This is a genomic window from Protofrankia sp. CiP3 (assembly GCF_917627345.1).
Classification (GTDB): domain Bacteria; phylum Actinomycetota; class Actinomycetes; order Frankiales; family Frankiaceae; genus Protofrankia.
Genome location: NZ_CAKJTM010000022.1, coordinates 54,358 through 55,527, shown reverse-complemented (window position 1 = coordinate 55,527; position 1,170 = coordinate 54,358). Strand labels below are relative to the sequence as shown.

Below are 1,170 nucleotides of genomic sequence, written 5' to 3'. Positions count from 1 at the left end.
CTCTCTTACAGCCCGTTGTTCTTACAGCCCCGGAGGCACCTGGGTTCCATTCCCAGGATCAGACAGGCCGGTTCAGCGTAGCGAAGCTGTCGCAGCGCACCACATGATCTCGCTCCTCGATCCAGTAGGAGCAGCAGACTACCGACCACTCTCCATGCTCGGAGCTCGGTACCGGACCGAACCACAGGTTCGGGAAGCCCGGCTCCCGGCGGACACCCTGATACGGATCATCGATACGGGTGAAGATCCAGGCCAATACGAGCTGGCGTAGCTCGTCAGCCGGCTTCTCCTGATCGGCCCACAGGTCGAACCGCTCCAGGAAGCCGACCAGCTGCCAGGGTGTGGTGTCAGCCACTCTGTCCCAGCCGGGCATGTAGCTCGTTCAGGTCATCGGGCCGGCCCGGGCCGCGCCGCTCGGCCGCGCCGGCCAGCCAGCCAGCGACCGCCGCGGAGTCCAGGACGGGTTCGTCCTCGGCGGTGGCCGGTGCGCCGGCGGTCGCGAAGTACTCCCGCATGGACTGCACGGTAATCGGCGCCGAGTCACCGGGGCGCCGACCCTGGTTCGCCGTGTACCAGGGGAGCTCGCCGTGGCTGAGGATCTCGAGGTCGTGGCCCGTCAGCGCGCCGTACCGGCTGAGCACGTACCCGATGGTGTTCAGTTCGGCCTCGCCGCCGGCGTCGACGCGGCCGGGCGGCCGGGCCGTCCCGTATTTCTCGTCCCGCCACAGCTCAGCCACCACGGGGCCCATGTCCCACGCTGAGATCGCCTCGCTGAACAGCGGTTCGTCGAAGGCCGCGAGATGGTGGCCCTGGCAGTAGTAGAGCAGCTTGTGCAGCTTCTTCGCGCCCAGGCCGGGAAGCCGGGCACGGAGGATGGCTGCCACGTCGCGTGCCGGGATCGGCATGGCGCCTCCTGATCGGTCGTCAAGGATGTCTCTGGCTACTGTAGTTTCAATCCCTCCTGGGAGCGATGAGGACCGGAGCCGCGCGGATGACGTCCGTCCGATCGTCGGTTTCAATCCCTCGTAGGGGCGATGAGGACCCTACGGCCGCCAGCCACACCACCCTGTAGGCCGGATGGGCGTTAATGCTCGGCGAGGTCCCGCTCCAGCCGGATCACCTGGAGCTCGCGGGCAGAGGAAGGCGCCCTGGTGCTGGGCGCCGGCTGAC

2 protein-coding genes are annotated in these 1,170 nt (G+C 67.8%); both read right to left on the bottom strand.

The features are described 5' to 3' along the window. Nucleotides 1-58: 58 nt before the first annotated feature. Nucleotides 59-355: a hypothetical protein gene (locus tag MJ797_RS11065; protein WP_239310781.1), complete on the bottom strand. Its 297-nt coding sequence runs from the start codon at nucleotides 353-355 to the stop codon at nucleotides 59-61. Beyond that, complete coding sequence (locus tag MJ797_RS11060) at nucleotides 348-905, bottom strand: Panacea domain-containing protein (protein ID WP_239310782.1); 558 nt, start codon at nucleotides 903-905, stop codon at nucleotides 348-350. Before MJ797_RS11060 ends, MJ797_RS11065 begins: the two co-directional genes overlap by 8 nt. Nucleotides 906-1,170 lie beyond the last annotated feature (265 nt).